24 protein-coding genes are annotated in these 24,540 nt (G+C 62.3%); 14 read left to right on the top strand and 10 right to left on the bottom strand.

Annotation, left to right across the window (positions count from 1 at the left end; all coding sequences use genetic code 11):
- Positions 1 to 244 precede the first annotated feature (244 nt).
- Positions 245 to 2,311, bottom strand: a complete 2,067-nt coding sequence (locus U7114_RS10525) for a tyrosine-type recombinase/integrase (protein WP_197432374.1) — start codon at positions 2,309 to 2,311, stop codon at positions 245 to 247.
- Positions 2,312 to 2,734: 423 nt separating this feature from the next.
- Here U7114_RS10525 and U7114_RS10520 point away from each other — a divergent pair, with 423 nt between their 5' ends.
- On the top strand, positions 2,735 to 2,914 hold the full coding sequence (locus tag U7114_RS10520) for a hypothetical protein (RefSeq protein ID WP_197432373.1): 180 nt from the start codon (positions 2,735 to 2,737) through the stop codon (positions 2,912 to 2,914).
- 38 nt (positions 2,915 to 2,952) lie between these two features.
- Here U7114_RS10520 and U7114_RS10515 read toward each other — a convergent pair whose 3' ends face one another.
- The 4 genes from U7114_RS10515 to U7114_RS10500 form a co-directional block, all read right to left on the bottom strand.
- Positions 2,953 to 4,146 carry a tyrosine-type recombinase/integrase gene (locus tag U7114_RS10515; protein WP_157238326.1) on the bottom strand — a complete coding sequence of 398 codons (1,194 nt, stop codon included), beginning with the start codon at positions 4,144 to 4,146 and terminating at the stop codon, positions 2,953 to 2,955.
- Positions 4,147 to 5,402: 1,256 nt separating this feature from the next.
- Positions 5,403 to 6,824, bottom strand: a complete 1,422-nt coding sequence (locus tag U7114_RS10510; RefSeq protein ID WP_323057330.1) for an MFS transporter — start codon at positions 6,822 to 6,824, stop codon at positions 5,403 to 5,405.
- 347 nt (positions 6,825 to 7,171) lie between these two features.
- Positions 7,172 to 7,720, bottom strand: coding sequence for an AAA family ATPase (locus tag U7114_RS10505; RefSeq protein ID WP_323057328.1), 549 nt, complete (start codon positions 7,718 to 7,720; stop codon positions 7,172 to 7,174).
- A complete protein-coding gene (locus U7114_RS10500; protein ID WP_323057326.1) occupies positions 7,717 to 8,364 on the bottom strand; it encodes a bifunctional 4-hydroxy-2-oxoglutarate aldolase/2-dehydro-3-deoxy-phosphogluconate aldolase in 648 nt (215 codons plus the stop codon). The genes U7114_RS10505 and U7114_RS10500 overlap by 4 nt, the downstream gene beginning before the upstream one ends.
- Before the next feature lie 143 nt (positions 8,365 to 8,507).
- Here U7114_RS10500 and U7114_RS10495 point away from each other — a divergent pair, with 143 nt between their 5' ends.
- From U7114_RS10495 to U7114_RS10465, 7 genes are all read left to right on the top strand, one after another.
- Positions 8,508 to 9,488 (top strand): Gfo/Idh/MocA family protein, encoded by a 981-nt coding sequence (locus U7114_RS10495; protein WP_323057325.1) that lies wholly within the window; start codon positions 8,508 to 8,510, stop codon positions 9,486 to 9,488.
- Positions 9,481 to 10,476, top strand: a complete 996-nt coding sequence (locus U7114_RS10490; RefSeq protein WP_323057323.1) for a LacI family DNA-binding transcriptional regulator — start codon at positions 9,481 to 9,483, stop codon at positions 10,474 to 10,476. Before U7114_RS10495 ends, U7114_RS10490 begins: the two co-directional genes overlap by 8 nt.
- Entirely contained in the window at positions 10,473 to 11,057 is a 585-nt protein-coding gene (locus U7114_RS10485) for a VOC family protein (RefSeq protein WP_234005568.1), read from the top strand. The genes U7114_RS10490 and U7114_RS10485 overlap by 4 nt, the downstream gene beginning before the upstream one ends.
- Positions 11,054 to 11,959: a sugar phosphate isomerase/epimerase family protein gene (locus U7114_RS10480; RefSeq protein WP_323057322.1), complete on the top strand. Its 906-nt coding sequence runs from the start codon at positions 11,054 to 11,056 to the stop codon at positions 11,957 to 11,959. The genes U7114_RS10485 and U7114_RS10480 overlap by 4 nt, the downstream gene beginning before the upstream one ends.
- Positions 11,956 to 12,951 carry a Gfo/Idh/MocA family oxidoreductase gene (locus tag U7114_RS10475; protein WP_323057321.1) on the top strand — a complete coding sequence of 332 codons (996 nt, stop codon included), beginning with the start codon at positions 11,956 to 11,958 and terminating at the stop codon, positions 12,949 to 12,951. Before U7114_RS10480 ends, U7114_RS10475 begins: the two co-directional genes overlap by 4 nt.
- Positions 12,952 to 13,167: 216 nt before the next feature.
- Positions 13,168 to 13,917, top strand: a complete 750-nt coding sequence (locus tag U7114_RS10470; RefSeq protein ID WP_321216067.1) for an SDR family oxidoreductase — start codon at positions 13,168 to 13,170, stop codon at positions 13,915 to 13,917.
- 189 nt (positions 13,918 to 14,106) lie between these two features.
- Positions 14,107 to 14,505: a hypothetical protein gene (locus U7114_RS10465; protein WP_321216068.1), complete on the top strand. Its 399-nt coding sequence runs from the start codon at positions 14,107 to 14,109 to the stop codon at positions 14,503 to 14,505.
- 416 nt (positions 14,506 to 14,921) lie between these two features.
- Here the strand turns inward: U7114_RS10465 and U7114_RS10460 are convergent, their stop codons facing one another.
- Positions 14,922 to 15,332, bottom strand: a complete 411-nt coding sequence (locus U7114_RS10460; protein WP_321216069.1) for a RidA family protein — start codon at positions 15,330 to 15,332, stop codon at positions 14,922 to 14,924.
- Positions 15,316 to 16,200, bottom strand: a complete 885-nt coding sequence (locus tag U7114_RS10455; RefSeq protein WP_321216070.1) for a helix-turn-helix transcriptional regulator — start codon at positions 16,198 to 16,200, stop codon at positions 15,316 to 15,318. The genes U7114_RS10460 and U7114_RS10455 overlap by 17 nt, the downstream gene beginning before the upstream one ends.
- A gap of 142 nt (positions 16,201 to 16,342) precedes the next feature.
- On the opposite strand from U7114_RS10455, the gene U7114_RS10450 reads away from it, so the two are divergent.
- Positions 16,343 to 17,815: an MFS transporter gene (locus U7114_RS10450; RefSeq protein WP_323057319.1), complete on the top strand. Its 1,473-nt coding sequence runs from the start codon at positions 16,343 to 16,345 to the stop codon at positions 17,813 to 17,815.
- A gap of 80 nt (positions 17,816 to 17,895) precedes the next feature.
- Positions 17,896 to 19,221 (top strand): MFS transporter, encoded by a 1,326-nt coding sequence (locus U7114_RS10445; RefSeq protein WP_323057317.1) that lies wholly within the window; start codon positions 17,896 to 17,898, stop codon positions 19,219 to 19,221.
- Here the strand turns inward: U7114_RS10445 and U7114_RS10440 are convergent.
- Entirely contained in the window at positions 19,182 to 19,640 is a 459-nt protein-coding gene (locus tag U7114_RS10440) for a VOC family protein (protein ID WP_323057316.1), read from the bottom strand. The two genes, U7114_RS10445 and U7114_RS10440, sit on opposite strands and share 40 nt — an antisense overlap.
- Before the next feature lie 44 nt (positions 19,641 to 19,684).
- Here U7114_RS10440 and U7114_RS10435 point away from each other — a divergent pair, with 44 nt between their 5' ends.
- Positions 19,685 to 20,029: a MerR family transcriptional regulator gene (locus tag U7114_RS10435; RefSeq protein ID WP_323057314.1), complete on the top strand. Its 345-nt coding sequence runs from the start codon at positions 19,685 to 19,687 to the stop codon at positions 20,027 to 20,029.
- 54 nt (positions 20,030 to 20,083) lie between these two features.
- Here U7114_RS10435 and U7114_RS10430 read toward each other — a convergent pair whose 3' ends face one another.
- Positions 20,084 to 20,713: a DinB family protein gene (locus U7114_RS10430; RefSeq protein WP_323057313.1), complete on the bottom strand. Its 630-nt coding sequence runs from the start codon at positions 20,711 to 20,713 to the stop codon at positions 20,084 to 20,086.
- A 234-nt stretch (positions 20,714 to 20,947) separates the two neighbouring features.
- On the opposite strand from U7114_RS10430, the gene U7114_RS10425 reads away from it, so the two are divergent.
- The 3 genes from U7114_RS10425 (at position 20,948) to U7114_RS10415 (ending at position 22,741) form a co-directional block, all read left to right on the top strand.
- Entirely contained in the window at positions 20,948 to 21,649 is a 702-nt protein-coding gene (locus U7114_RS10425) for a hypothetical protein (protein ID WP_323057311.1), read from the top strand.
- A 520-nt stretch (positions 21,650 to 22,169) separates the two neighbouring features.
- Entirely contained in the window at positions 22,170 to 22,376 is a 207-nt protein-coding gene (locus tag U7114_RS10420; RefSeq protein WP_246084586.1) for a ribbon-helix-helix protein, CopG family, read from the top strand.
- Positions 22,373 to 22,741: a type II toxin-antitoxin system death-on-curing family toxin gene (locus U7114_RS10415; protein WP_321216074.1), complete on the top strand. Its 369-nt coding sequence runs from the start codon at positions 22,373 to 22,375 to the stop codon at positions 22,739 to 22,741. Before U7114_RS10420 ends, U7114_RS10415 begins: the two co-directional genes overlap by 4 nt.
- A 294-nt stretch (positions 22,742 to 23,035) precedes the next feature.
- On the opposite strand, the gene U7114_RS10410 is transcribed toward U7114_RS10415, so the two are convergent.
- Entirely contained in the window at positions 23,036 to 24,460 is a 1,425-nt protein-coding gene (locus U7114_RS10410) for a glycoside hydrolase family 32 protein (RefSeq protein ID WP_323057309.1), read from the bottom strand.
- Between the last annotated feature and the right edge of the window lie 80 nt (positions 24,461 to 24,540).

The following is a 24,540-nucleotide window of genomic DNA, read 5'->3' as shown; positions in this document are numbered from 1 at the left end:
TGTTGTTTCCGGGGATGTCACGGAGCCCGTGGCATGTCGTTTCTGTGCTTTCCTGACCTCGTCCAGGAGGGGTTCCTGTCGGACGAGCCACGGGCTGACACCGGCGAGGCGTGCAACCTCGGCTACCGTGATGGGGCTGCGCGTACGTTCCATGGCCTCAAGGGTTGCCAGAACCGCACCTCGTTGTTATTGCTGTCCTTCTTTCGTTGCCGGACCATGGCGGCCGCGTTGCCCGGATGTTTGCTCACTCGATCTCCTTGCCGTTATCGGTCCTGAGTCTGAGGCTTCCGACCGGGATGAAGGGCTTCTCGACGGCGGTCGGGACGCTGGCGCGGACCCGGCGGAGCACAGCGGAGGCCTCGGCCAGTGACTCCCGCTCGATGGAAGGCAGGTCGGCAAGGCGTGATTCCTGTGCCTGGATAAGGCCCGTGAACGCTTCTATTTCATTCTTGGTGTCCGTGATTAACGAGGGGCGCAGGTTCTGGGCGATCTGCCACGCGAGGTCTTCTTTCATGCGTTCCAGATGCGCCTTGAGGTCAGGCAGGTGGGAAGGATCCGATCTGAAGAACGTACAGCCGCCGCATTGGAAGCGGGCGGGGCACGCCTTGCCTCCTGCTTTGATGTTGGTCGGTTCGGTGCAGTTGCCGAACGGGACGGCCACGGCGGCCATTGAGTAGAGCTCTTCAGCGACGGGGGCGTGGGTGCCGTGGGTGTCGAAGGAGAGTCTTTTGACGGATTCGATGGCTTTACGTTTTCGTGCGTTGGTCACCGTGTAGTACCTGGCTGTGGTGTCCGCGGATCGGTGGTCCATGAGGCGGCGGAGGGTTTCCTGGGCGACTCCTGCGTCGGCCAGCCGTTGGCAGTAGGAGTGGCGGAATGCATAGGCGAAGACGGAGGTTTTGCCGAAAGGAGTCCCCGTTCCGGGGCCGTTTGCCGGGCCGGGCAGGTCCGGGAGCCGGTTATCGATCCAGTCACGGAGCCGGCGGTTGAACCAGGCCGTTTTGAGGTGTTTGTCCCGGGCGCGGGAGCGGAACGTGGGAAACAGCCAGTCCTGCTGCCCGGCAGGCATCGCCTCGATGTGGCGGTCGCGGATGATGAACCACGACTCCAGGGCGTGGGCGGTTTCTGCCCAGATGGGGAGGCGCCTGCCCCTGCGTCTGCCTTTGTCGTTGTGCCACAGCAGGGTGGCTTGACCGGTCCTGTCGTAGCTCAGGCATTCCCTTCGGAGGCTTGCCGTCTCGTTCGGCCGCCTCCCGGCGTCGCGCAGCAGGGTCATGTAGCAGGTGAAGGCTGCTTTATAGACGTCATTGGGGACCGCGGCCGAGGTCGGACTGGCGACACGGGCCGTGGGTAACTGTTTGAAGAGGTACTCGATGACGGGTTCGGGGATTGCCCGTCCGGTCTCGTCGTCAGCGTCTGTCCCTGGGGCGTCTTCTAGCGGGATTTGCAGGTCGTAGTCGAGGGAGAAGGAGAGCGTGGTGTGTTCGAACAGGTCAGAGTTCTTCCGGGTGTAGTCGATCATGCCCGCCACGGTTGACCCGAGAAAGCGTTTGTAGGCGTTGGTCAGGGGTTTTCCGTCGAGCCGCGTCAGGCCGGCCAGTGCATGTGCGAGCACCTTGCCATGCTCGCGGGTCAGTCCGGATGCGTTGGTCGGCGCGGGAAGGCGTCGCGCCGAGCATTGGACGATGAAGTCGGTGCATAGTCTTGCGACGTGAGTGATGAGGGTCGTCGAGGAGGTTTCGGTGGTGGACCGCTCCAGGATCCAGAGCTTGGTCATGTGCCGGGCCCAGTCCAGAGGGATCGGGCGGAAATCCAGGGCAGCCATGGATCGTGCGGAGCCGGATCTGTTTGAAGAGGTCATGAGCAGACCGAACGGGATGAGGTCCGATTGCAGCAGATCACCGTCCGTGGACCACGGGACGTAGCGTTCCAGCAACCTCGCCCGCACCACCCGGAACATGGACCAGGCATTTACGGAACACAGCATATTGCCCTCAGCAAGTGCGTGGGTGTCGGCGTTCAGGAAGGACTTCGTGGCCTGAGGGAATTCCAGCGCCGACTTGATGAGGGCCTTGGTCGTGGTGATGTTGATCGGGAAGCCAATGCGGTCCTGATGCTGAAGGGACCACAGCAGTTCCGTGGCCAGTCCCGGGTGCCGGCGGCGTAGAGGGGCCAGGTTGAGTTCGTACCCGTCGGTTCTCGCCGGCGGCGCGTGGATTTCCCGGTAGCCGTCAGGTTCCAGAGAGACGACAGCTTCGCGTTCAAGATGCAGCGCAAGCTCACTCGGGTCGTGGATCAGCTTGGCGTGCATTCTGCAGATGCCCGTCTGGTTGGCGTGGTGACGTTTGTAGCCGCACCACGGAACTGCGCAATACTCTGGCGCTGCTACCGGATTGGCGGCTTGGGACGCGATCCATTCCTTGATGTCTTCGACTGTGTGGCGTGGTTGGTGGCCCAGACACAGGGGAGGGAGCCGGTCTTTTTGCTGGTGCCATCGTTTGGGGTTCCCCTCCGTCGGGGTCATCAAGGGCACACCAAGTCCCTTGCTACGGTTTGTGCAGTTCGTCACCGAACACAGGATCGGGACGACGCGGGATGCCCAGTTGGTGTCCTGCAGCTGGACTGCCCTTTCGACCCAGGCCTCGGCGGTCATGGCGCCGAGGCGTCTGGTGTGCCGGAGGTAGCGGCCGGTGCAGACGTTGCACAGCCCGCTGCGGCGTGTAAATGAGGGGCCATGGCAGCCAGGGAACCTGCACTGGTTGACGAGCGTGCCCAAGTGGCCAGGAACTCCGGTGAAGACCCAGGCCTCGCTGTCCCATTCCTCCGGCCGCCAATCGTCCCGGATTTCCTGGGCAAGCATGTGCTGGAAGCCTGCAAGGTCCGCGGCCGGGTCGACTGGTTCCGGCCGCGGTAGGACCGGAGAAACATCGAAGATGACTGATTGTCCGCCGCTCATGTGGGCTCCGACGAACGGAACCGGACACGTTCGATGGCCTCGCGCAGGTCCTGGTCGGAGGAGTGCTCATACACGAGCTGGGATGAGGGACTGCGGTGCCCGAGCAGTGCCTGAACGTCCCGCGTCGGCACTCCTGCCCTCTTCCAGCGGGTCGCCGCGGTGTGCCGTGTCATGTGCGGGTTTACCCGGAGCCCAGCACGGCCTGAAGAGCGGTAGAACATCTTCACGGCGTTGGAGTACTTCAACGCTTCCCCGACATGGGACCGGGAATACAGGTTGACGAAGACCATCGGGTTGGAATCCTGGGCCAACCGGTCGATGCGGTCCTCAAGGTACAGGTAATACAGGGTGCAGACCGCTTCAGTGACCGGGACTGTGCGTGGGTTCGAGGATTTGGACAGCGCAGCGTTGGGATTCTGTCGCCGCCGGACGTGGATATGTGGCCCAACGGACACACAACCGACGGCACGCGAGTCATGGAAAAGGTGCAGATCCTCTGTCCGCAGCCCCAAGGCCTCACCGATCCGGACGCCCGTTTCGACCATCAGTGCCACCAGGAAACGGTCACGGTGGTTGGAGACCGCCTCCAGCAACGACTCCGCACCGGTTTCATTCAGCAACTTCGGGGCTTCTTCGATTTCCTTGACGCGAACTGCCCGGGACCTCAACACCTGGCCCGGCAGGAGTCTGTCACCGGAATAGCCGTAGGCGATTCTGGTTTCGTAGAAGCCTGCGGCCGTCTTCTCACTGACCAGATCACTGCGCGCGGCCCACATGTAGAACTGGGTTATTGCCGCGGCATACTGGTTCATTGTTTTCCCGCTCCGGTAGCGCGGCTCACGATATTCCGCGTTTCCCTCCGGGGCGTTCAACGCGGTGACGGCGAGCTCCCGGATGAACCGGGAAACGACAGGAACACCGTCAGTCCAGTCCAACCTCGCCGGACCGAGCCAGGTGAAGAAAGCGGCCAGGCGCTGCGCGTAGGCCCGGATGGTGTTGGCGGACCGGGCAGAACCCAGAAGGTAGTGAAGGTAGGCGCTGGCCTCAGAATGCAACTCGTAGGTGGAGGAGTCCACTACTGCCCAGGACGGGCCTCCAGCCTTGTGGATGACGCTGAACGCGATCCAGCGCCGTGAAATCGGGACGATCGGGTGGGTGGTCGACGGAAACGGAATCAGGGACTGCGGCATACGAACGTACCTCGTCAGGGTAGATAATCCGTGCGTTCCGAGACGACCCTAATGCAGAACCTACATCGCTGTGAACCCCACTTGAGGGCAGATAAACAGTACCTGGACCTGCTGATGCTGCAGAAGTGGAAGAACTTACGTCGTCAACGATGTGAGTAGTCGGGCTTGCGCTGTTGTCGGCTAACCGTGCCCGCCAAGGGTCGAAATACGGCTGTGGACATTGTCCACACTTTCAGCTTCAGATTGTGTCGTACTTCCCTCGAACTGCTTCGGATTGCGCATGTTTCCACGGGCGTCCAGTGTTTGCAGGGCGGGAATGTAGTTCGAGTCCCACCTCGGGCACGACATATCGCCTCGTCAGAGGCGATTTTGCTTTGACGTGTGTACAAAGCTTGATTCTCGTCGCTCTGACGGGTTGGTTCGCGGGCTGTGGCCTGGCCGCCGCGGTGGCCTGTGCAGGTGTGTGGGGTGGCGGGTTCAAGGCCCTTGCTGGTGGGCCTTCCGCCTGCTGTGGCTGCGGTTATGCGGTACCTCGTGTTGGTTGTCTCGGGTTGGCCGGGGGTGGCCTACACCTGTTCATGGACCGGGGGAGCGGGCACAACATGACTTCGCCGATTGCGGTGCGAAACTTCCTTGGACGGCCCCGCTTTTTGGGCGCGGGAACTGGGGAACCGCTGTTTTGTCCTGCCAAAGGAGGTGTGGACAGTGTCAACACTTACTTCTGCCTTAAGGGCCGCTGGGGCCGACTTGTGGGCGTTGCAGCAGATTCCAGATTGCCGGCCGAGCATACCGCCTCGATTCCGCAGGGGAGTGGCCCCATCCAGGTGCTGGAAATGACAGACAGCGACGCTGGATCTGGTTGTACAAAAAGTGCAGGGAGGGGCCTGGCCGCTCTGAGTTCTTGGGGCACTAGCTGGCGGCGCGGCAGCCCTGGCAGTGTGAATTTGTTTGCCTTCCTATGTGCCCATTGACCGGCTGCAGTACGTCCGGACGGGCATGAAACCGTCGAATGACCTGACCGTGTCCTTTTGAGTGGCGTGGCGGTTTGAGCGGAGTCAGAAGTGTCCGGTTTGGGTCTACGAGTTTCTTGAGCCATCGCCACAAAAATGGAGGAGGGGCCCTACTCTGACACCTGGCACACGCCAGCCTGACGTGTGCCTCATCTTGGAGCCGGCCCCGGCCGGGAAGGGGAAAGCCCTCGACCGGAGCGGGTCGAGGGCCTTCTTCATGTGCAGTGCTGGGGAGGAGATGGAGGTCTACGCCTTGGAACCGTTCGCCTGGGTCCCGCCGTGTGGAGTCTCGAAGAGCAGGTGCTCTCCTTCCAGTACTTCGGGGTCTGCCGGTGCGACGGTGGCACGCCCGCCCTTGCTGCCGGTCTCGGGGAGCGTGAAGTAGACGATGAGGGAAAGGGTGACAATGGCGATCATGTAGTACGCAACGAACATGGGCTGTCCGGCGCCGACGAATGCAGCCGCGATAAGTGGTGCGGTGCCACCGAAGACGGCGATGACGATCTGGTGTGCGAAACCGATGCCTGCTACCCGGACTGAGGCCGGGAACAGCTCGGCCTGGATTGTCGGGTAGACGGCCTGCCAAATACCGAGGACTACCCACCCGGATGCCGAAACCAGAACGTATACCCAGAAGCCTGGCTGGTTCAGAAGCAGAAGCAGCGGGTAGAAGAGCACGATCATGCCGATGGCGCCGATGATGGGGAAGATCTTGCGTCGGCCGAGGCGGTCGGAAAGGTATCCGCAGACCGGCACGATGACCACGAGCAATACCAGCCCGATAACGCTCCCGGCCAGGGTGGAGGACAGGTCCCGGCCGGTGGTCAGCTTGGCATAGGTGGGGAGGAAGGTGGCCCAGGTGTAGTAGGCCACTGCCGGGGCAGAGAGTGCCGCTGCCTGGAGCAGAGCCTTCGGGTGTTCGCGGATCAGGTCCTTCAGGCGCGCCCAGGCGGACTTTTGATCGACGAGGGCAGCTGCCTCAAACTCAGGGGTCTCATCCGAGCGGGCCCGCAGGATGAGACCGGCGACGCCGAGAACGCCGCCGATGACGAACGGGATTCGCCAACCCCAGGCTGCGAGTTCGGCGGGAGCAAAGGATGATGTCACGATTGCGGCGGAACCGGTCGCTGCGAGGGTTGCGAGGCCGCTTGCCATGTTGGAGAACGAGCCGAACAGGCCCCTCCGGTTCGCGGGAGCGTGTTCGACCATGAACGCGATGGCGCTTTGCTGCTCGGTGCCGGCCGAGATTCCCTGGAGGATGCGTGCAACCAGGAAGAGAACAGGTGCTGCGTAGCCGATCGTCGCGAATGAGGGGGTGAGGCCGATGATGAGAGAGCCGAGCGCCATTCCGGAGATGGACAGCGTCAGGATGAGCCGGCGGCCGTAACGGTCGGCCAGTGGCGAGATGATGATTCCGCTGAGCGGGCGTATAACAAAACCGACGGCGTAGGTGAGCAGCGCTGCTACAAGGGACGCGAAGGGGTTCTCGCTTGGGAATATCTGTCCCGCGAACACCGCTGCCAGCAGCCCGTAGATGTACCAGTCGTACCACTCCACAAAGTGGCCGATCGTGCCTGCCACCATGTTGACGGAGCGCCGGGGCGGCTCCGGCACTTCCAAAAATTCAGAAGGGCCCGAGCTGTCGAGCGCATCTTTTGAGGTCTTCATTGAACTCTCCATACTTTCACGTTTGCTGAGGAGGGGTTGGGGATTGCACCGGAGGCAATCGGTCCTCCGGCTTTTCACCGGAACCAATAAGATCGATTGCTGAGATCGGTTGCAGAGATCGGTTGCAACAACACTAAGGGTGGCAAAAGAGACTTGTCAACGTCTTTTTGTGAGTCGCGTCGCAGATTCTGGCATTGCCGCCTCCGGAGGACAGCAACCACTTTGTGCACTGGAGGCAGTCGTGCTGCCTCGGTCGATTTAGGGGTGGTGTGGCCAATTCATGCTGCAGGCTGAAAGAGCGGCCAGCGTAGAACTGGCCGAAATGAGCGGCTCTGGCGGCTGAGCCGTCACCCCTCTGCCGGAAGGGGTGTCTCGTTGTTGAAGTCCAGGTACTGCACGCCTGACCACGCGCATTCCAAACTCCCGTAGACGGACCAGTACTCATCCCAATGGGAAAGCTTCCACTGGTCCCGTTCCAGGCCGCGGCGGGTCAGCCGGTCCCGCAGAAGGTCCTGGGGGACCCTCACCCGCACCACCGTGGTCTCAGAAGGTGGCCAATGGAACTTTTCTGCCGCGCGCGTCAGAAAATCCGGTTCGTCAAAGTAGGCTCCGAAAGGGGCATCGAGCACGACGGACCGGCCCAGACGCAGGTTGGCTCCGGCCACGTCCATGAGTGTCTCGTACTCGAGGGGCAGCAGGTTGTCGCGATAGTAGTCGTTGGATTCCCGGTCGGTGGGGTCGTGTCCAGTTGCCTTCAGCGCGAACTCGACGAAGCGTCCGCATATCCGGTCTTTGTCCAGGTATGCCGCGTTGTTTTCTTGTGCTGTTCTCTGCGCGATCGTGGTTTTCCCGGAGCCCGCCGGGCCGATGACAATAAAGACGCTGGGGACTGTCATCGGCGGGCCTCTGCCACTGCGGAAAGGAACTCTTCGGCGGCTTTGGTGACGCGGCCAAAGTCGCCATCGGGCTGCCAAGCTTTGGTCACATAGCTGCCGACGCCGACACCTGCAACGCCCGCGGCAAACCAATCGCTGACGTTCTCCAGCGTTACGCCGCCTGCCGGCATGATCGGCAGGTGTGCCAGCGGAGCGAGCACGGACTTGGCATAGGGGATGCCGCCAGCCTCGGTGGGGAAGAGCTTGAGGATGTCAGCGCCCGCCTCTGCGGAGTTGACAAGCTCAGTTGGCGTGTAGGCCCCGCTGATTGTTGGTACCTGGTACCTGTTCGCTGTCCGGATCATGGCCGGGTTCAGCTGGGGACTAACCAGGAATTCAGCGCCGGCGCGGATGCACTCGTAGGCCGAGTGTTCGTCCAGCACCGTTCCGGCGCCCACGGCTACACCACTGGACCCATGCCTGGCGGAGAGTTTGCGGATGACATCGACGGCGCCGGGGATTGAAAGTGTGATTTCAAGGGCGCGGAAACCTCCGGCGATGGCAGCTTCGGCAACGCGTTCTGCCACGTCGGCGTTCTCCAGGCGGACGATGAGGACGGCGCCTGATTGGTCGATGGTCTGCAGGGTGCGAAGTTTCTTATACATGGTGGCCTTTCTTGGGCCCAAGCGGGTTTGGTTTTGCTTATCGTCTGGGCCGCTGTTGTGGTGTCGTTGACAAACTCTCCCACCATCCATAGTGTTATTGCAACCGATCTCAGCAACCGATCTCATACAAGGGGGTATCGCGGTTGACTCACGAACGCACAATCATTCTTGGTGCTTCCCACTGGCACGTTCCGCTGTACGCACAGGCGATTGCCGAAATGCATCAGGTCGTCGGCGTCAGTGACGACGACGTGTCCCTCGTCCAGGGCCTGGCCGATGGCTGGGGAGCGCCGGTGGAAGCTGACTGGCGGAAGCTGGTTGACCTTCCCGACATTGGGCTCGCCTACGTTTTTGGCCCCCATTCCGACATGGCGGAGAAGTGTCACGCCCTGATCGAACGCGGTATTCCCTTCGTGGTGGAGAAGCCGCTGGGAACTTCCCTTGCCGAACTCTCTGCTGTGCGCAAGGCCGCCGATGCAGCCGGCGTCCCTGCCACCGTCCCGCTGGTCCAGCGGGACGGTCCAACCGACCGATGGCTTGCTAAGGCAGGGCGGCCGACGTACCAGCGAACGTCATTCATTGCCGGACCGCCGTCCCGCTACCTCGACAACGCCAATCCCTGGATGCTCGATCCTGTCAGCGCAGGCGGGGGATGCCTGGCGAACCTGGGCCCCCACTTTGTCGACCTGTTCCTGCAGGGCTGCGCAGAACCGGCGGCACATGTCGACTCGCGGCTTTCGTCGGTTCTGCACGGCGGAGCCGTTGAGGACCACGCCAGCCTCATCATCTCCACGCCGGAGGGGCGGGAAGCCATCGTGGAGGTCGGTTACGCATTTCCCGGCTCCCCGCTTAAGCGCTACTGCAGCTACACCTCGGTCGGTGAAGCAGGATTCGCCTCCGTTGACTCCGATGGCTCTGCTACCTTCACCGCCGTGGACGGGACCACGGAGTCCGCCAAAATCGACGTGGACAGCGACCCGTTGTACGTTCCGTTCGTACGGCGTGTGGCCCAGACACTGGAAGATGGATTCCGGGGCCTGCCGACGCTGGCCCAGCTCGAAAACGTCATGCGCCCCATTTGGCAGGCATATGACGACCAGCACGGAGGAAAAGAACATGCCTGACCTGAGTATTGACGTTGTCGCGAAAGCCGCCGGTGTCCACCGGTCCACCGTCTCCCGGGCATTCTCCCGCCCGGAAGCTGTGAAAAGCGAAACACGCGAGCACATCCTCCGGGTCGCCGAGGGGCTGGGCTACACGATGAGTCCACTCGCCCAGGCGCTTCGACGAAAAACCAGCACCTTCATCCCGCTGATCGTCCCTGACATCACCAACCCGTTCTTTGCAGAACTTGCCAAGACGATGACGCAGGCGGCGGACGAGCGCGGCTACCAGCTGCTGCTCTGCGTAACCAATGGTGACCCTGCCAAAACTGAGGGTTACTTCACCGCCATGCAGGCCATGTATGCCCCGTTCGGGATTGTCGCGCCCTCCACAAAGGTCGATACCGAGGCCTTGAAACGCTTCGACTTCGGACACAAGGTGGTCGTGATCGACCGGGTGGAAGGCGACGATGCGGTCCCAACGGTCACCGTCGACAGCCGCCGCGGAATCATGCTCGCCCTGGACCATCTGCATTCACTGGGGCACACCTCGATCGGCTACGTCTCCGGTATCGCCGGTACACACACCGCCCAGGACCGGATAGAGGCGTACCTGGAGCTGTCAGCGGAGAGCGGCAGCACGCCCGTCGTTTTGGACAGTGGATCGGACTTGGATGCTGGCACGCGTGGGGCAGAGCATTTCCTCGAAATGGACAACCCGCCGACGGCGATCATCGCGGCCAATGACATGGTGGCCTTTGCGGTCATCTCGGCCCTCGGCAAGAGCGGCGTGCGTGTTCCGGAGGACGTGTCGGTCATCGGTTTCGATGGTCTGGCCCTAGGAGCCCGGTTCAACCCTCCTCTGACAACGGTGCGGCAGCCGATCGCCGACATGGGCCACATCGCCATCGAACTGGCTGAGAAGCAGAATATCGACGGCTCCGTGGGCCACATCGTCCTCGAGCCTGAGCTTCTGGTCCGTGGCTCCACCTCGGGACCGCGCGCATGACCGCGCAAATGGATGGCGCCCCGGCAGAAACACTGCGGCGGCTGCCGGGGCTCCAGCACACGGACCACGTCGGCCTGACCGTCCCCAACCTTGAGGAAGGTATCCGGTTCTTCGTCGACGTGCTCGGGGCCGAGGAACTGTACCGCTCAGAGCGGGGTCCCGACGAAGAATTCATGCCCACGAACTTTGACGTCCCGGCAGACGCGAAACTCACGCTGGCCATGCTGCGACTGCCCCCGAACCTCAATATTGAACTCTTCGAATGGAGCAGTGCTGAGCGGCGCGAAACCCCGCCGCGGCATTGTGATGCCGGCGGACACCACCTGTGCTTCGTCGTGGACGATGTCGATGAAGCGCTCGCCGTGCTCCGGGAAATACCTGGGGTACGGGTGCTCGGTGAGCGCAAAGAAGTCGCAGGCGATAGCCCGCGCGTAGCCGGCAACCGCTGGACTTACTTCCTTACCCCCTGGGGCCTGCTGATGGAGATCGTCGACCGGTCCCGCGTCGCAGCCCCACCGCGGCTGGTCGGTCCCGCGGACTGGGCAGCGGCTCCAAACACTTCCAGAAAGGACACTCAATGATGCGGCTTGCAGGTCACACACTCGGAACCCCGGACCACACGGTTCCCCAGGCACTGGCGCTCTTCAAAGCCGCCGGCCTCGACGCCGCGGAGGTTATCTACCAAGACGACTACCTGTCAGGGCTGCCTCTGGGAGATCGGCGCGCCGCGATGGAGGCGTTGAAGGCTTCCGACAGTGAAGGCGTGCCGATCGTAGGCCTGACGCCATACACGACAGCCATCAACTCCCTTGAGGACGTGGAGTGGCGCGGCGCGGTCGATGAATTTCGGGGTGCCATTGAAACCGCGCATATGGTCGGGGCCGATCGGGTCCGTGTCTACGCCGGGTCCTGGCATGCCGGGGACTCCGACCATGCCCGGCGGTGGGCAAAGCTCGTGCATGCGTTGCAGACCCTTGCGCCTGACGCTGAACAGGCAGGCGTACGGCTGTGCGTTGAGAACCACTTCGGCACAATGACCCAGTCAGCGGCCGAAACCGCAGCCCTGGTCCGCGAAGTCGCGCACCCGGCCATCCGCGTTCTGTACGATCAGGCGAACCTGACGTTCACCCACGACGAAAAGTTCGAACAGGCCCTCGCCGTCCAGGGCGACTTGATCGGCCACGTGCACGTGAAGGACCTCGTCTTCACCGATCCCAACGCAGCATTCCGCGCAACCGAAACAGCGCGTGTCAACGCTTCCGAGCGGGCCGTACGGTCCCGCGTCGTAGGAAGCGGCGTCGTTCCCTGGCCCCAAATTCTCGCCGGGCTGGTGCAGCACGGCTACAACGACGTGCTCAGCATCGAACTTGAATACCGCTGGCACCGGCAAGACCTTCCCAAGCCCGAGGACGGATTCAGGGAATCAGCCGACGTCCTGCGCGCCATGCTCTCCGATCCCGCCCATGTAAGGAACGCCCGATGAACACCAACCGCCTCCGCGTCGGCGTCATCGGCGCCGGAAACATCGCCACCATTGCCCAATTGCCCACACTCGTACAGCGGCATGACGTTGAGCTTGCCGCCCTGGTATCACGCCGTGAGGATCCGAGCAGCCTGGTCCGACGCTGGGGCTTCGGCTCCGCCTACAAGTCGGTCGAGGACATGCTGGACTCACAGGATCTGGACGCAGTGTTCGTCCTCACACCCCGGTCCGAACACGCACACGCGGTCCAACTGTGCCTGAACCGCGACGTCGACGTGTTCTGCGAAAAGCCTCTGGCCCCGGCAACCGAGGAGGCAGAACGTCTGGCAGACCTCGCCGACGAGCGCGGCCGCATCCTGATGGTCGACTTCAACCGCCGCTATGCCCCCGTTTACACCGCCGGCCGGGAGCTGTTTGGCACGAAGGGCGCTGCCTTCTGCGTGGCCCAGAAGAACCGCCCCGGATCGGAATACCGCGCAACCTTCGAGAACGCCATCCACATGGTCGATCTGCTCCGCTGGTACTGCGGTGGCGAACCTGTTGACGTGGCGGCGCACGCAGCGGGCGACGACCCGTGGGAGGAAGACGGCGTCGCGGCCATGATCCGCTTCAGCACCGGCAACACCGGCGTGCTCATGGCAGCCCGGACAGCCGGTGCCTGGAGCGAAAAACTCGATGCCTACGGCGACGGCAAGACCGTAGAAGTCAGGGCCCCGGAAACCGTCTCGACCACTGTCCAGGGAGTCACCACATTACGCGAGCTCAGCGCCGAGGCGTACGGCTGGGCAACGGCCACCGACACGCTCGGATTCTCCGCCGCCGTCCATCACTTCCTGGACCGCGTCGCCGACAGGGCCCAGCCGCTGACCTCCGGGCGGGAAGCTGTCCATACCCAGAGGCTGCTTGACCAAGTCCTCGCCGCCTCGGGACTGCCCACAGAAGAACAAGAAGGCCGGGAATGGGCCAGCCACGCCACCAGCGGCAACAGCTAGGCAGCACGGGCACCTGCGCCATTCTGGACCGGGGTCGGCAGAGAACCTGGGCTTCAACAGTGCGGCAGCAGGTCAGGGCGCGGAGCGGCGCTCACTGAAGCAGCCGCGCCCGGAGCGGGGACACCCGTTGAAACACCTCAACTAAGGAGCTGGAAAGATGAAACGAGCAGCCCACCAGCCAGTCGCTGGGCAGCAACGGACAAGCGGAGTTATCAGATGAGCCTTAAAGACCAAGTTGTTCTGGTAACCGGATCAAGCGGCGGAATCGGCGACGCAGTCGTCGACGCCCTCACAGCCGAAGGGGCCATCGTCATAGGTGCCGACCGCGGCGCGAAGGAGGGCCAAGAACTAGCCGGCTTCTTCACGCTCGACATCACCTCCGAAGAACAATGCGCCACCGTCGTCCGTGATGTCACAACCAGGTACGGGCGCATCGACGCGCTTGTCCATGCAGCTGGAGTCCTGGGTGCCACGCCGGACATCATGAAAACAACGACCGAAGAATTCGACTCCATCATGCGGATCAACGGTTCGGGCACCTTCTCCATGGTCCGGGAAACCGCGCAATCAATGATTGGGACCGGAACTGCCGGCGCGATCGTGATCCTCTCCTCCGTTGCAGCTAAAGAGGCACGACTCAACTATTTGCCGTACAACGCAAGCAAACTCGCAGTGCTCCACATCATGTGGTCCTTCGCCGAGCTGCTCGGCCCCAACGGCATCTCGGTCAACGCCATCGCGCCGGGCCCGGTAAACACTCCCATGTGGGCACAATTCGCGAAGGACTCGGGCCCGGATGCAGCCGCCAACCGGGCCAAGCGCGCCGCCCAGCTTCCCATGCGCCGGTTCGCCGAACCAGACGAAGTCGCCCGCGCCATCCTTTTCCTTGCCGATCCGGACAACCGTTACATCACCGGCGTATCCCTTGATGTTGCAGGCGGAGCACATCTGGGAATGGGAACCTGATCCAGGAATCCACCGAAGGACGATGCAGGGCTCCAGGCTGGCTTTGCCTGGCGCAGGAACTGGTAGCGTCTCCCTGCTAATCCCGGAGACCTGAGTGAAGCAACCTTTGATACTCCGTTGCGTGCTTTCTGGACGAACCTCGGTGCCGGTTCCCGCCCGTTGTTAGCGCCGCGCTGTTTTGCAGATGCGATGTCGCCCAAGGACCCCCGCGCTCTTCTCGACCTGATCTACGAACGGACCAAAGGCGCCGGCAAGACCCCCGACAGTGAAGCCTTCGTGACCATTGCGGACGGCCTGCGGACCGGTGCCGTTCCAGCCGAACTTCGCGCCGCCCTCTACAAGGTCGCCGCCCTCATTCCAGGTGTCACACTCAGTGACCGGCAAGCAACCATTGACGGCAGGACGGGCACCGCTATCGGCATTCCATCACCTGATGGTGCGGCAAGGACCGACATCATCATCGACCCGGATTCGGGTCTGGTCATCGGCGAACAAAATGTTCTCCTGAAGGACTACCCAGGCTCTCCTGCTGGCACCGTCACCGGCTGGACCTCGGTACGCACATCCGTGGTGGACTCCGCGCCCTAGCGAACTGGGCGCATGAACACCCCGGAACGGTCGGTCATCATTGGGGGTGACCGGCCGTTCCGGCATCTCCTCGGCTCTTCATTGCGTCTAATGCATCAGAGTACGCACTAAAAGGCCACGCTCAGATCGCGTTCCGGTGAAGGATCCTTTACCCGGCTCCCCACGTGGGGAAGCCGGGTGCTAGGACTCATTGAGGAGTGGTCGTCCCGTCTTAGTAGTAAAGGAACGGTTTCTGAGACAGCCTAAGCGGCCTTGGCCGGAAGGACGGTTCCTTTGATATGTGGAGTTTCCCGATAAATGGCGGCGTTTTGTGATCCCTCTTGTCGCACCATTGCGCGCCGGCTCTCTTGAATCTCTAGGGATTCGAGGCGCAGAGGTTTCGAGACAGATCCTTAGTGTGCTGCAAACCTCAGGCGTTATCCCATGTTGGGAAGATGAACTGTTGCCTCGATCTGCACCTTCGCACCCAGCGGCAAACCAGCCGCTTGGACGGTGGTCCTGGCCGGAAACGGTGGGGTCAGTCGTTGGGCATAGACGGTATTGATGGCGTCGAAATCCTGGTAGTCAGTGAGGTAGATCGTCATGCGGATAATGTGGCTCATCCCCAGTCCCAGTTCATTGAGCAGCGACTCCAGATTGGCCAGCATTGCTGCGCATTGTTCGGTGACGTCACTGGAGACCAAGGCACCGCTTGAAGGGTCTTGGCCGATGATGCCCGCCGTGTAGCCGGTGTCTCCATGCCGTACGAAGTGCGAGAACGGCGCAGTGGACTGATATAGCTGGCTGCTGAAGTGGTGACTGATCGCTGTATCAGACTGCCTGATCAAAATGCGCTCCTTCCCGCGCAAGGGTCAGGGACGGCCGCTGAAGGCGGGCCAGGGCTGTGGCAGTTTCGCTTCCCGGTTCTGCGGTGTAGGTGAGGACGCGGTGGCCGGAATCGTCCGGCATGGTCAGGACCTCGAACCCCAGCTCCAGTGATCCGATCTGGGGGTGGTTGAGTGTCTTGTGTCCCGACATGCAGTTCTCCACGGGGTGTTCGGCCCACATGTTCGCGAAATCCGGGCTTTTGAGGGTCAGTTCTCCAACGAGGGCAGCCAGCTCGGTGTCATCGGCGAACCGTCCGGAGAGCAGCCGCAGGGATGCCACCGCACGCCCGGCTTCGGTGCGCCAGTGCGGGTACAGGCTGCGTGTGGCCTCGTCGAGGAAGAGCATCCGGGTCATGTTCGGGCGTTCAGATGGCGTGTCCGGGGCGTCGAAGCCCAGGTGGGAGGCGACCAGCCGGTGTCCGGCCCGGTTCCAGGCCAGGACTTCAGTGCGCTTGCCCAGCACCACCGACGGGACATTGCCCATGGACTCAACCAGGCGCTTAGTTCCGGGCCGGACGCGATCCGGCCTGCTCCGCGTGGTCTTGGCTGTGCGGCGCTTGGCCCCGGACAGATCCACAAGGTGTTTCCGTTCGACCTCCGTCATAGCCAGGGCGCGGGCCAGCGAGTCGATGACAGCGTCGGAGGCGTTGACGTGCTGGCCCTGTTCCAGCCGGGCGTAGTACGTCACGCTCATGCCCGCCAGCATGGCCACTTCTTCCCGGCGCAGCCCCGGCACCCGGCGCGTGCCGTAATCCATCAGGCCCACATCCGCCGGCGTCAGAGCCGCCCGGCGCTTGCGCAGGAAGTCGCCCATCGCTGATTCGTTCATATCCCCGAGTATTCACGATCAATCGAGAACCTGGGTAGCACTGCCCGTGCTACCCACAACACGGCGTAGCTGTTACTGCCGGCCGTCGGCAAGGTGGAGAGGAAAACCCGCTCACGCCCCCCACGGATTGGATACTCGCGCGATGACAACCAAAGACACCACGCCCCTCCCTCAATTCACCGCACCACCGGAACCACCGATCCAAGACACCCCTGTCCGGATGACGGGGCGGCAACGGCTGATCATGGTCCTGCTGCTGACCGCGAGCTTCACCCTCGCAGTGGACTTCTCTATTCTCAATGTCGCCCTGCCGCGGATCGGGGCAGACGTGGGGTTCTCCCTGGAGCACCTGCAATGGATCGCCACGTCCTTCGCGCTGTGCGCCGCAGGGTTCACCCTGTTCTTCGGTCGGGTCGCTGACCTGTTCGGCCGCAAACGGCTCTTCATCGCCGGCATGGCCCTGCTCGGCATCGGATCACTGGTCGGCGGCCTCGCCACCGACCTCGGCCTCCTGCTCGCCGCCCGCGTCGCCCAGGGCCTCGCGACCGCCGCTGTCACGCCGGCTGCACTATCGCTGCTGACCACGTCCTTCCCGGAAGGCCCGCTGCGGGACAAGGCCCTGGGCCTGAATGGGTCACTGATGGCTGCCGGGTTCACCGCCGGTGCGATCCTCGGCGGGCTCCTGACTGATCTACTGTCGTGGCGGTGGGCGTTCTTCATCAACGTCCCCATCGCCGTCTTCGTCCTAGTGCTTGCAGCCAAGCTTCTCACCGAGTCGGCCCGCGGCAACAGAACGAAGCTCGACGTCCCTGGAGCGGTCACTGTGACACTGGCGCTGCTGCTGCTCGTCTTCGGCCTGACCACTGCCGGCGAAAAGGGCTGGGCCAACAGCCTGGCCTGGGGACCCCTCGCCGGGGGCCTGTTCCTGTTCGTCGTGTTCTTCTTCATCGAGAAAAACACAGCACACGCGCTGGTGCCCGTGGCCATCCTGCGGAGGAACAACATCGCCTGGGGCAACATCGCCGGAATCCTGGCGTTCGCGACTGAAACGTCCCTGGTGTTTGTCCTGACCCTCTACCTTCAACAGGTCCTCGGCTACACACCGCTCGGCGCCGGGCTGGCGTTCGCCGTCCTCGGGGTCGGCACCGTGGTGGGTGGCGTCATCGCCCCGAAACTGATCGGCAAACTCGGCAACAAGAACACCATCATCACCGGCCTGACCATCCAGGCTGCAGCCACCGGCTCACTGCTCTTCATCAACACCGACCAGGCTTCGCTAGTGATCGTGCTGATCGCCACGTTCGTCGGCGGCGTCGCGAACCTTGCAGCGATCGTCGGGTTCATGGTCACCGCCACCACCGGGCTCCCCGACACTGAACAGGGCCTCGCCACGGGGCTGACGACCATGAGCCAGCAGATCGGCATCACGATGGGCATCCCCGTCATGAGCACCATCATCGCCGCGTCCCTGCTCCAGCACGGTACCAGCGACGCCGCCCCGGGACGGGTCCTGAGCGCGGTGCTCCCGGCGATTGGCATCAATGCAGCCCTCTGCCTGGCAGCGGCCGTGATGGTTGCCCTGTTCCTCCGGAAGCCCGCACCCGTCACGGCTTAAACCCCCATCCCGGCGTCCGGCTGGTTGAGGCTTTCGCCTGGCCGGCCGGGCACCACTACCCGGCAGAAAGAAGCGACACAATGCCCCTAGGCTTGATAGCCCTCGCAGCCGGCGGATTCGGGATCGGGCTCACCGAATTCGTCATCCTCGGGCTCCTTCCCGAAGTCGCCTCTGACTTCAATGTCAGCATCCCGGTCGCGGGCTACCTCGTGTCCGTCTACGCGCTCAGCGTCGCCTTCGGCGGAATCTTCGTCACAGCGGTCGCGGCCGGACGGAATCCGAAAAATACCCTCGCCTTGCTCATGGTCTTGTTCATCACGGGGAACCTCATCTCGGCACTCTCCCCCGACTACACCGTGATGCTCATCGGCCGAATCGTGGCCGCGCTGTGCCACGGGGCGTTCTTCGGGGTCGGGGCCGTGCTTGCAGCGAACCTCGTGGAACCGCACCGGAAGGCCGCCGCGGTCTCCATTATGTTTGCCGGGCTCACTACCGCGAACGTCCTCGGCGTCCCGTTCGGTACCTTCCTCGGGCAGAACTTCGGCTGGCGGTCCACGTTCTGGGCCATTACCGGCATCGGGATCATCGCCCTGATCGGGATGCTCGCGTTCATCAGAACCCAGCCCGCCAACCAACCGGCTAATCTCCGGCTGGAGCTCAGTGCGTTCACCAACGTCCAGGTGTGGCTGTCCATCCTTGTCACCGTTTTTGGTTTCGGCGCATTCACCTATATCACCCCGATGCTCACGCAGGTCGCCGGCTTCCCGGAAACAGCCGTGCCGTGGATGCTTGTCCTCTTCGGCGTTGGTCTGTTCGCCGGCAACATTTTCGGCGGCCAAGCAGCGGACAGGAACCTGGACAAGAGCCTGGACAAGAGCCTCCTCGTGCTCCTGTGCGCCCTGGCTGTCATCCTGTTCAGCTTCACGGTGGCCCTGGAGACCCAGTGGACGGCGGCCATCGCTTTGTTCCTGCTCGGGGTCTTCGGGTTCGCAGCCGTGCCCGGCATGCAGGTCCGCGTCCTGCACTTTGCGCAGGAGGCACCCACCCTCGCATCGGGGGTAAACATCTCCGCGTTCAACGTGGGAAACGCCCTCGGCGCACACCTGGGCGGGATCACCATCACCGCGGGAATGGGCTACGCGTCCCCGACCTGGGTAGGTGGCTGCCTAGCCATCACCGCAATCATCTTTATGGTGTCCTCCATACAGCGCCTGAAGTCACGCGGTGCCCGCCACGGAAACCTGAAGAACCGGCTTCGCCGAGCCAGACCATCTCAAGGTAACGCACCGCTAAATCGCGCGCCGCCGTGGAGCAGCAGGTTGGAAGCGGATCAACCAGTAGTGCCTGGTTGGTCTGCTTCCTGGAATCAGGGGCGTTTGAAACCGGATCTGGTGCTGCGTTCCTGAAGGGATTCGACTTCCTGGAACAGTGTGACCTGAAGACCCGCAGGTGCCGCGAGCCTGGAATTCAGCGACTTCCATGGGGTTTCTCTCGGTTCAGCGATCAAGGTGCCGCCGGCTTCAACCAGTTCCTTGGTCTTAGCGGCAGAATCGTCCACTTCGAAGGCGACCCGGATTTTCGCGCTGGGCTGACCATCGGCTTCTACCTGGTCAATCATTTTTACCTGCGAGGGGTTGGAGAGTTCGAGCGTTGCCCTGCCTGCTTCGAGGATCGTGACGCGTGCATCTCCGTCGCCTTCAAAGACCGCCTGCTCTGTCAGTCCCAGCACATCGCGATAGAACGTCAAAGCCGCTTCGTAGTCCTCGGCTTCAACGATGAGTCGCAGCTGCCGGACGGCTGGTTTGGGGCTAGTTTCAGTAGTCATGTCTGTACCGTAAAACCTGACACCAATGTGAGGGGCAAATCCCAATGCGAATCGGCGATCTGGCGGCGGTGACCGGCGTGAGTGTGCGCTCTCTCCGCTACTACGAAGAACAGGGCCTTCTAACCACTGAACGTTCATCTTCGGGCCAACGGACTTACTCACCCGACGCAATTCAGCTCATCGGGTTGATCCGGCAACTCTTCAACGCCGGACTGTGCAGTAAGGCCATCGCGGAACTTCTGCCCTGCATCAATGACCCCTCATCGCGAACACCTGAATTGCGCTCACGGCTCCTGCGCGAGCGTCTAAGACTCAGTAGCGATATCTCCAAAATTTCGCGGAACAGAGATTCCTTGGACCACCTGATCAGCTCACTGGAAGCGAAGTGACTTGGCCTCACCGGAAAGTCCGAGCATAAGCACCGTGCGCGGCTTCACGCCTATTCACCAATGTATAGACGTGCCTCGAGACCTAGCTGTACTGGGCCCGGCCCCGTGGGCTAGCTCTTTCACCCGCAGACGCTGCTCTTCCCACTGACCGGGCGTGAGGTCTGGAATGTTCGGCGCGGATGGGCGCAAACCGATGAACCCGTCCAACTGCTCGCGCACGATGTCCAAGTGTCCAGCATGACGATGACACTCGGCGATCATATGCACCAGGAGGCGTTCCACCGTAGTGTGACGATGCTTTATCCACCAAGGCACCACGGCCGGTGAATCCAGTTCCAATTCGTCGAGCACTGCATCGGCTGCGACGGTTGTCTCCCGATAGATTTCAAGAGCATCGACCAGCGTCATATTCGGCGGCGGGAGGAAGTCTGCCTGCGACTCCTCGGCTTCGATAACGCCCCGGATAGTGGGGTTCTCAATTTCCCGTCCAAGACATGAAATGAAGTACTGGGATTCGGTGACGGCCAGGTGGAGCAGTAGGCCCATGACATGGGTGCCTGTCGGAGTCAGAGGAGTACGCGCTTGGGCATCACTCAAGCCCTCACATTTCCACAAGATTGCTTCGCGGGCATCGTTCAGATACTCACGAAGCTGTGCCCCTCTGTCATTTTCTTCGTTTGGCATGAACTGAACGCTACACGCTAGTTTGTCTCGTATCCCTTGAGATACGAGGCGTCTCGTCCAGAGGAAAGCAACGCGACCTAGGGCTGTGGAGTTTGCCGCTAAATGGCGGCGTTCGGTGCTCGCATGACTGCCCACGCACTGACTTGTACCGCTAGCGTTTCAACACAGGCTGCTCACGTTCCGGCACATTCAGTGTTCGGATCCGCGCTCCTTCATATCCGGTAGAGTGCGTCCATGACATTGGGGGATGCCACGCCCAACACCGACCGCCGTCCGTGGGCTTTCGCCGCAGTCTGCGTCATGGTCGCCTCGCTGACCCTTCTGAGGTTCGGCATGACCCAGGTGCCCGTGATTGAGCTATTACCCGGGTACGTGGGCGCCCACATACTGATCGGAGCATGTATCTTCGGCCCGACCGGCAAACTCCCGTCACTGCGGCAGGCCGTGGTTTTCCTGTTTCCCGGTGCCCTGCTCGTGGTCTTGGCGCTGCTGGACCTGGGTTTTTGGTGTGGCGGCTGGCTGCTGGGGCTCCCGGCCTGGGGGCTGATGCTGAGCCGCTGGGCATCAGTGAAGGCGCTCCGGGCCGCGGACGTGTTGAAATTCCTTGGGCTGCTGGTGTTGGGCCTGGCGGTCTTCGCGTTCAACATCATCTGGGTGATTTTCAGCCTCGGCCTTTTCCTGCTTCCGATCATCCCTCTGGTCCGGCTGGCCTACCCTGAGTACCGGGCCAGGCCTCTGCAGGCGGCCGTGGAGGTCGTTCTGGCCGTGGCTGCCGTCATGGTTGCCTTTGCTATTCCCACACCCGAAGGGGCATGGTCCTCGCCTTGGGTGTACGCGGGTGGGGCCGCGACGGCTGGACTCATGATTGCGTATTGGGCGTGGAGGCTCCCCGGCCGTTCCCAGCGCCGGCAGCTCAATAACGGAGCCATCGTCTAGTAGGGAATGGTCTGAGGCTCTGTCTTATAACTTCCCTGTCTCGAATCCCTAGGGTTTCGAGGCGGTTAAGTTTCGAGACACCCGGCTGGCTGAGAGAAGGGGCCGGTCCGTCAACAAAACCGGGGCAGTCCCGTGTGCCAAGGAGCTTACTCGCTGATGCTAATGGGATCCGGTGCTGGGCCTGCGATTCCTGAGCCACAACGTTACTCCAACAACTACTAGCAGCACTCCGATCGCTGCCAGTGCAAACACCCAACCTCCCGTTGTCTCGGAAAACAAAAGCTATTCAACACACTGCCTCCGCTCTAAATAGCCCAGTTGGAGTGGCGTCTGGACAGGTGTCTTGATGTCTTGGAAAGTTGTCTCGCCGTTTCTTGTCTTAGATAGATGCCCGAGAGGGTTTTCTGAGGCATGATGCCTTCAGGCGAGGTCCGATCCGTATCGGCCACTGAGGTCCAAGGTCTGTCTACCCGACATGGCGTCCAGCAGCACGTGGGTACCGGTTTGGTACCATAGGGGGATGGCTATGAATCTCCGTGTCCCTGAAGACCTCGATCGGCGGCTGGAGAAGTTGGCTGCTGAGGAACATACGTCCAAGTCCGCGCTTCTGTTGCAGGGCGCAGAGTTGGTTCTGCAGCGCCACGCGCACCGGCGTGAAATCAGCGCAGGTCTTGATTTTGTTATGGGTCATGACGCTGATCTGCTGAAGCGCCTTGAAGACGCGTGACAGCGTACCTGGACATTGAGGATGCCCTTCAGGTAGTTGATCGGTACGGCTTCCATATCCGTGATGTCGGGTTGTTGGCCTCAGCATTGGTCAGGCCGGCTACGACTGTCCTGGGCGCGGAAGCCTATCCGGAGCTCGTGGTGAAGGCGGCAGCCTTGTTGGAGTCGGTCGCCCGGTTCCGTCCACTCGTTGACGGCAACAAACGGACGGCTTGGACGCTCATGGTGCTGCTGCTGTGGATCAACGGTCACCGGCATGACTTCACCACGGATGAAGGCTTCGACCTCGTCGTCGGAGTCGCCGCGGGCGCTATCGACCTGCCGAACGCTGCCGCCGAGATTTCCAGGCATCTGGTGCCCCGATAGTCAGATTGCTCGCCTGTTCCCCGGGTATCCCGGGGGGCTATGGCTATGAGCAGGCCCAATTTCCGCCGAGACGCGTTGTATGGGTGTTCCGCTTGGCCACGTGGCATTGTGACCAGGTCTAACCAGTGCTTCGCCCACAACGGTGTCGTTCAGCTTGGCCAGGCGCCCCGAACAGCTTTGAGGTATGTAATGGCTATCTCGAATCGAAGGTGATTGTGAGCGTGTCCTGGCAGGTCTTTCTGCGGACCATGAGCGCGGTCTACGGAAAGACCTGCCGGACAGTCAGGACCTGGACTAATGCGTTGCCTTGATTTCGTGAATGGTCAGGTCCCGGAAAGTGGCGGCTCCTTCGTGGGCGTAGAGGCGGATTGCGTTGTCGCCTTTAAGGGGGAACACCCGGTGCGAGTGCACCACCCGTCCTTCTCCGAGGAACATCTCCACGCTTGTGCTGTCCACGAGGATTCGGATTGTGAGCCGTCCTGCCGAGGGGTCGATCGGGGTCTGGGTTTCGCCTCCTGTTGGGTTGATCGTTGGACGCCTGTTGAGGTAGGCGAAGGGGCCCCGCAGGAATGCACCGGCGGCAACGTGCCTGCCGCCGCCCTCTGCCCGGCATACTTCAAGGCCCACGTTGGCAGGTGGGGAAGCGGGGTCCCACACGAGCTCGCAGGTGAGGTCGTAAGCGGTCGCACGGACGTCGAGGTCACGGGTGCCCTTTACAACTATGTCGCCCAGGAGGTGGGTGCGCTTCACGTGGTTTTCCAGTGCTGACGTGGGCGTGGAGACCAGGTAGTACCCACCGTCCGCCTGTTTGAGGCGGATGTCGCGCACAATCATGTCATCGCCGTTGTACGCGTCCGTCTCAAGGGTCGGTGTGTTGTGGGGGTAGTCCCAGAAGTTCGCCCACCCGATTGCCCGGCGGAGCGTCTCATCTTCCGCACCCGAGGCGTCGTGATGTGGATAGGTGACTGCCCCGTAAAAGTCGTAGCCGTGGTCGAGCCATTCGGGCTCGGGCTGATCAGGCTTGAACGATGTTCCGTCGAAGGCGCCAGTCCAGTACGCGTAGGTGGCGGGCAGGCCACGGGCTTTGCCGTTGGCACTCGTACCGAGGATCCAGCGGGAGGTGCCGTCGTCAGCGGTCATGCGGAAGATGTCAGGGCATTCCAGAAGCCCAAGATCGGTGCGTACAAACTCGCCAACGCGCCGCCAGGACCGCAGGTCGGCGGATGTGTAGAAGCCGAGCTTCTGCCCCTCGGCGTTCGCCATGAACCAGCGTCCGCGGTCATCGTCCCAGATGACTTTGGGATCGCGGAAGTCGTGCACTCCGGGGTTGGGCAGCACCGGGGCCGGACCGGCGGCCCGGAACGAGCGCCCCCGGTCCGTCGAGTACCAGAGGTACTGGGCCTGGCGGCCTTCGGGCGCCTGCGTCACGAGGGCAATCACCGCACCCTCGCCGTATCCGGCGGTATTCCGCTCGTCCACCACCAGAGACCCTGACCAGCAGTCGCCGTTGCCATCGCTGAACTTCGGGATCGCGACGCCGTGGTCAGTGAACGCGACGTGATCCGTAGTGGTCGCGCGGCGCCACGACGTGCCTCCGCCGCCGCGCAGATAGTCGGCATTGTACAGGTAGTAGTAGTGGTATTCCCCGTCTATGTAGACGGGGCGCTGGGGGTCGTTCTTCCAGTTGTCCGGGACGCTGAAGTGAAAGGCGGGACGCATCCGGCGTGATCCTTTCGAAATTGAGCCGTTTGATGCTGGATCTGGTGTCCTGGCCGGTGCGGCTGCGGCGGGTCCGGCGA

Origin of the sequence: Pseudarthrobacter sp. C1 (genome assembly GCF_034720455.1) — a bacterium.
In the GTDB taxonomy this organism is placed as follows: domain Bacteria; phylum Actinomycetota; class Actinomycetes; order Actinomycetales; family Micrococcaceae; genus Arthrobacter.
Note: the sequence above shows the minus strand (reverse complement) of the source record. Positions and strands in the feature narration are given on the sequence as shown.

What these genes read in the sequence shown, in the direction of transcription:
- U7114_RS10445 (WP_323057317.1), top strand. Translation starts at nt 17,896, where the DNA reads ATGCCCCTAGGCTTGATAGCCCTCGCAGCCGGCGGATTCGGGATCGGG.
- U7114_RS10440 (WP_323057316.1), bottom strand. Translation starts at nt 19,640, where the DNA reads ATGACTACTGAAACTAGCCCCAAACCAGCCGTCCGGCAGCTGCGACTC.
- U7114_RS10525 (WP_197432374.1), bottom strand. Translation starts at nt 2,311, where the DNA reads ATGCACGCCAAGCTGATCCACGACCCGAGTGAGCTTGCGCTGCATCTT.
- U7114_RS10430 (WP_323057313.1), bottom strand. Translation starts at nt 20,713, where the DNA reads ATGCCAAACGAAGAAAATGACAGAGGGGCACAGCTTCGTGAGTATCTG.
- U7114_RS10475 (WP_323057321.1), top strand. Translation starts at nt 11,956, where the DNA reads ATGAACACCAACCGCCTCCGCGTCGGCGTCATCGGCGCCGGAAACATC.
- U7114_RS10490 (WP_323057323.1), top strand. Translation starts at nt 9,481, where the DNA reads ATGCCTGACCTGAGTATTGACGTTGTCGCGAAAGCCGCCGGTGTCCAC.
- U7114_RS10515 (WP_157238326.1), bottom strand. Translation starts at nt 4,146, where the DNA reads ATGCCGCAGTCCCTGATTCCGTTTCCGTCGACCACCCACCCGATCGTC.
- U7114_RS10500 (WP_323057326.1), bottom strand. Translation starts at nt 8,364, where the DNA reads ATGTATAAGAAACTTCGCACCCTGCAGACCATCGACCAATCAGGCGCC.
- U7114_RS10455 (WP_321216070.1), bottom strand. Translation starts at nt 16,200, where the DNA reads ATGAACGAATCAGCGATGGGCGACTTCCTGCGCAAGCGCCGGGCGGCT.
- U7114_RS10480 (WP_323057322.1), top strand. Translation starts at nt 11,054, where the DNA reads ATGATGCGGCTTGCAGGTCACACACTCGGAACCCCGGACCACACGGTT.
- U7114_RS10465 (WP_321216068.1), top strand. Translation starts at nt 14,107, where the DNA reads ATGTCGCCCAAGGACCCCCGCGCTCTTCTCGACCTGATCTACGAACGG.
- U7114_RS10435 (WP_323057314.1), top strand. Translation starts at nt 19,685, where the DNA reads ATGCGAATCGGCGATCTGGCGGCGGTGACCGGCGTGAGTGTGCGCTCT.
- U7114_RS10470 (WP_321216067.1), top strand. Translation starts at nt 13,168, where the DNA reads ATGAGCCTTAAAGACCAAGTTGTTCTGGTAACCGGATCAAGCGGCGGA.
- U7114_RS10410 (WP_323057309.1), bottom strand. Translation starts at nt 24,460, where the DNA reads ATGCGTCCCGCCTTTCACTTCAGCGTCCCGGACAACTGGAAGAACGAC.
- U7114_RS10425 (WP_323057311.1), top strand. Translation starts at nt 20,948, where the DNA reads ATGACATTGGGGGATGCCACGCCCAACACCGACCGCCGTCCGTGGGCT.
- U7114_RS10510 (WP_323057330.1), bottom strand. Translation starts at nt 6,824, where the DNA reads ATGAAGACCTCAAAAGATGCGCTCGACAGCTCGGGCCCTTCTGAATTT.
- U7114_RS10420 (WP_246084586.1), top strand. Translation starts at nt 22,170, where the DNA reads ATGGCTATGAATCTCCGTGTCCCTGAAGACCTCGATCGGCGGCTGGAG.
- U7114_RS10485 (WP_234005568.1), top strand. Translation starts at nt 10,473, where the DNA reads ATGACCGCGCAAATGGATGGCGCCCCGGCAGAAACACTGCGGCGGCTG.
- U7114_RS10450 (WP_323057319.1), top strand. Translation starts at nt 16,343, where the DNA reads ATGACAACCAAAGACACCACGCCCCTCCCTCAATTCACCGCACCACCG.
- U7114_RS10505 (WP_323057328.1), bottom strand. Translation starts at nt 7,720, where the DNA reads ATGACAGTCCCCAGCGTCTTTATTGTCATCGGCCCGGCGGGCTCCGGG.
- U7114_RS10520 (WP_197432373.1), top strand. Translation starts at nt 2,735, where the DNA reads ATGGCAGCCAGGGAACCTGCACTGGTTGACGAGCGTGCCCAAGTGGCC.